At 63.5% G+C, this 3,419-nt stretch carries 6 protein-coding genes; 3 read left to right on the top strand and 3 right to left on the bottom strand.

Annotated elements, in window-relative coordinates:
- Positions 1-493, top strand: a 493-nt coding sequence (locus MOV74_RS34220; protein WP_246931388.1) for an aminotransferase class V-fold PLP-dependent enzyme, incomplete at its 5' end; no start/stop codon positions are given.
- A gap of 115 nt (positions 494-608) precedes the next feature.
- Here the strand turns inward: MOV74_RS34220 and MOV74_RS34215 are convergent.
- Complete coding sequence (locus MOV74_RS34215) at positions 609-1,397, bottom strand: cobalamin-binding protein (protein WP_246931387.1); 789 nt, start codon at positions 1,395-1,397, stop codon at positions 609-611.
- 119 nt (positions 1,398-1,516) lie between these two features.
- On the opposite strand from MOV74_RS34215, the gene MOV74_RS34210 reads away from it, so the two are divergent.
- The gene (locus MOV74_RS34210; protein WP_246931386.1) at positions 1,517-1,918 is read left to right on the top strand and encodes a PaaI family thioesterase; all 402 of its coding nucleotides are present in this window, start codon (positions 1,517-1,519) and stop codon (positions 1,916-1,918) included.
- Positions 1,919-2,067: 149 nt separating this feature from the next.
- Positions 2,068-2,679 (top strand): GNAT family N-acetyltransferase, encoded by a 612-nt coding sequence (locus MOV74_RS34205; protein WP_246931385.1) that lies wholly within the window; start codon positions 2,068-2,070, stop codon positions 2,677-2,679.
- Between the two features lie 80 nt (positions 2,680-2,759).
- Here MOV74_RS34205 and MOV74_RS34200 read toward each other — a convergent pair whose 3' ends face one another.
- The gene (locus MOV74_RS34200; protein WP_018317488.1) at positions 2,760-3,065 is read right to left on the bottom strand and encodes a hypothetical protein; all 306 of its coding nucleotides are present in this window, start codon (positions 3,063-3,065) and stop codon (positions 2,760-2,762) included.
- A gap of 95 nt (positions 3,066-3,160) precedes the next feature.
- Positions 3,161-3,419, bottom strand: a 259-nt coding sequence (locus MOV74_RS34195; RefSeq protein ID WP_246931384.1) for a DUF2161 family putative PD-(D/E)XK-type phosphodiesterase, incomplete at its 5' end; no start/stop codon positions are given.

The raw sequence follows: 3,419 nt of genomic DNA, 5'->3' as shown, positions 1-3,419 counted from the left end.
CGCTCTGTCCGGCTGGATGGGCCACGCAAAGCCGTTTGCGTTCGAGCTGGCCTATGCGGCCGCCGGCGGTGTCGAACGCATGCGCGTCGGCACGCCTCCGGTGCTGGCGATGGCGGCGCTGGAGGCTTCGCTCGACATCTGGGACCGCGTCGATATCGCGGAGGTCCGTGCGCGTTCGCTGGCGCTCACCGATCTCCTGATCAGCGAGGTCGAACGCCGCTGTCCGTCCTTGAAACTCGTCACCCCACGCGCCCATGAGCGCCGCGGCTCGCAAGTCTCCTTTGCCTTCGACGGCGGCTACGCCGCCATGCAGGCCCTGATCGCCCGCGGCGTCATCGGCGATTTCCGCGCGCCTGACATCATGCGGTTCGGGATCACGCCGCTGTACATCGGTGAAAGCGAGATCATCCACGCGGCCGAGATCATCGAGGAGGTGATCGCAGGCGAGGTGTGGCGCCGGCCGGAGTATCAGGTCGTGAATGCGGTGACGTGAGGGAGGCAGTCTCTAACGGCGTCATTGCGAGGAGCTCTTGCGACAAAGCAATCCAGAATCCCTGTACCGAGGGATTCTGGATTGCTTCGCCTCGCTCGCAATGACGGCGGATAGATCAGGGGCGCTGGTCCCACAACGCCGTCACGATCGCATCAAGCCCATCCGTGAGTGCCGCCGGTCCCGGCTGCAGTATGATTGGTGACTTGATCTCGAAGATGCGGTCGTCGCGCACAGCCGGAATCTCATTCCAGCCATCGCGCTGCTTGATGCGGGCAGGCACGACCTTCTTGCCGCACCATGATGCGAGGATCACGTCGGGCGCAGCCTCGCGCACCGCCTCAACCGAGACGATGCGATCCATCGCGGCCTGCCGATGGCGCAACTCCGGAAACACATCTGCACCGCCGGCGATCTCGATCAGCTCGGAGACCCAGCCGATGCCCGAGATCAACGGATCGTCCCATTCCTCGAAATAGACCTTTGGTCGCGGCGAGGGGCGGGGCATTGCGGCGATCGCGGCAAGGCGCTTTTCGAAACCTCGCGCGAGTTCCTCCGCGCGTGCGGACACACCGACCAGCGCGCCCAGAGTCCGGATCATTGCGAGAATCCCGGCGACGTCGCGCTGGTTGAAGACGTGGACGTCGATGCCGGCGCGGACGAGGTCGGCGGAGATGCCGGCCTGCAGGTCCGAGAAGGCCAGCACCAGCTCCGGTTCCAGCGCCAGGATCTTCGGGATGTCCGCGGAGACGAACGCCGACACCCGCGGCTTCTCCCGGCGCACCTGCGGCGGGCGGACGGCGTAGCCGGAGACGCCGACGATGCGGTCCTGCTCGCCGAGCAGATAGAGCGTTTCAACCGTCTCTTCGGTCAGGCATACGATGCGGCGGGGCGGGAAATGGCGCATGGGACAAGCATATGCGCAAATACGAGAGCCGATGTCAGCATGGCCATTACCTCGAACGTCATTGCCTTGCTACGCGAAGCCATTCACGCTGACACAACAATGGATTGGGAGGACATCTGATGACGCCGCTCGAGAAACTTAAAGCGATGAAGATGCCGTTCGCCGAGCTCAAGGGCGTCGAGTTCGTCGAGGCCGAGAAGGACCGCGTGGTGGCGCGGATGACGGTCCGGCCCGATCTCTGCACGCTTCACCACACCATCCATGGCGGGGCCGTGATGGCGCTGGCCGATTCCGTTGGCGCGGCCGCGACCGTGATCAACCTGCCTGACGACGCCAAGGGCACGACCACGCTGGAGAGCAAGACCAATTTCATCGGTGGGGCGAAGGAGGGAACCACTGTCATTGCCACTGCGACCCCGGTTCACCGGGGCCGGCGGACCCAGGTCTGGACCACCCGGCTGGAGACCGAAGACGGCAAGCTGGTCGCGGTGGTGACCCAGACCCAACTGGTCCTCGTATGACTACGGGACCTTGATCTCATTAACGAATTAGTCGCCCCCATGCCCGAAACTTGGGCAGGTTCCCGCCTTGAAAAGTATGTTGCGACGCACAATATTCGGGACCTAGGGATTCGAACGCCTCCTCGAGGGACACCAAGAGGAGTTTTGACGTGGCACTTGAAGACACTACCCGCATGCCGTCCGTTCCGGGCTATGTGCGGACCCTGAGCCAGCTGGAAGAATTGCCGCTTCTGCGCGATCACCTGCTGAGACTCGATGCCGAAAGCCGGCACGATCGCTTCAACGGCTTTCTCGACGACAGCTTCATCGAGCGATACGCCGCGCGCTGTGCCGAGGATGGCACCGTGATCGTCGCTTACATCGTGGACGGCGTTGTCCGCGGTGCGGCCGAACTGCATCCGGAGGAAGACGATTCTCTGCCTGAAGTCGCCTTCAGCGTGGAAGCCTCTGCACGCCGCCAGGGCGTCGGCACCGTGCTGTTCCGCCGCCTGATCGCGGAGGCGCGCTGGAAAGGCTATAAGCGCCTGCGCATCACCACGGGCGCCGAGAACCACGCGATGCGGGCGCTCGCAAGGAAGTTCGGCGCGCATCTGGCTTTCCGTCATGGCGAATCGACCGGCACCATTGATCTCGCCAAGACGCCTGAGGCCGAACTCGCCGATCTCGCGGCTTCGCCGTTCACGGCCGGGCGCGCTCTTCTCAGCTTCAACTCGACCTGCTGGAAGATCATCTCCAGCATGTACGGCAATCGCGCCGCCTGACCTAAAAAAGCAGGACCGGAATCAAAAAAGCGGACCGGCAAAACCGGTCCGCTTTCGTATTGGGGTGGAGAATCAGGCGTTCAGGTGCCGGTGCGCTTGTCGTTGCCGAAACGGCGGACGACGCGGCGTTCGACTACGACGGAGCGCTGTGCACCCTGTTCACCGGCGATCACGCGCGTCGCAGTGATGCGGCTGTTGGTGCGCGCCTGCTTCTTTACCTCGGCCTGCACGACGTCGAGCGGCATCCCCATCAAGGCTGCGGCGATCTCGGCCTGCTGCTCATGATCGTCGGTGATGCCGATGGCGGCGAAGATCGCCTCGTCCAGAGTGGGCGGATCATGGCGGACGCGCCGCGTGCCATATTTGGTATTCCAGTCTGCGCTCATAACGGCCTCGTTTTGATGCCGGGATACCTAGTGCCACAGATGTTGCATTGCAATATGAAATTGGTGTGGCATCTCAGCTATGCAGCGGTCGGGTGTCAGGGTAGTGACGCGACACCGACATTGATCGCAATCCGTGGTTGCGGCCAGCGCTTCAGGGCGGCGTGTCCGGCCTCGGTGAGCCCGTAAATTCCCCGGTCCGCCCGTTCGAACCAGCCATACACATTGTTAAGCAAGATTTTGCCGGCATCAGGACAATGTTCGCGCAATTCGCGCACGCGCCGCGGCCCGTCAGCGAGCGCCGAGGCGCAGGCCAGCGCCTGTTGCCGATAGGCCGTCATGATCGGCGCGCGGGTG

This window comes from Bradyrhizobium sp. SHOUNA76 (assembly GCF_023006445.1).
GTDB lineage: Bacteria > Pseudomonadota > Alphaproteobacteria > Rhizobiales > Xanthobacteraceae > Bradyrhizobium.
Note: the sequence above shows the minus strand (reverse complement) of the source record. Positions and strands in the feature narration are given on the sequence as shown.

Coding starts and splice junctions, on each gene's coding strand:
- MOV74_RS34215 (WP_246931387.1), bottom strand. CDS start 1,397: ATGCGCCATTTCCCGCCCCGCCGCATCGTATGCCTGACCGAAGAGACG.
- MOV74_RS34210 (WP_246931386.1), top strand. CDS start 1,517: ATGACGCCGCTCGAGAAACTTAAAGCGATGAAGATGCCGTTCGCCGAG.
- MOV74_RS34200 (WP_018317488.1), bottom strand. CDS start 3,065: ATGAGCGCAGACTGGAATACCAAATATGGCACGCGGCGCGTCCGCCAT.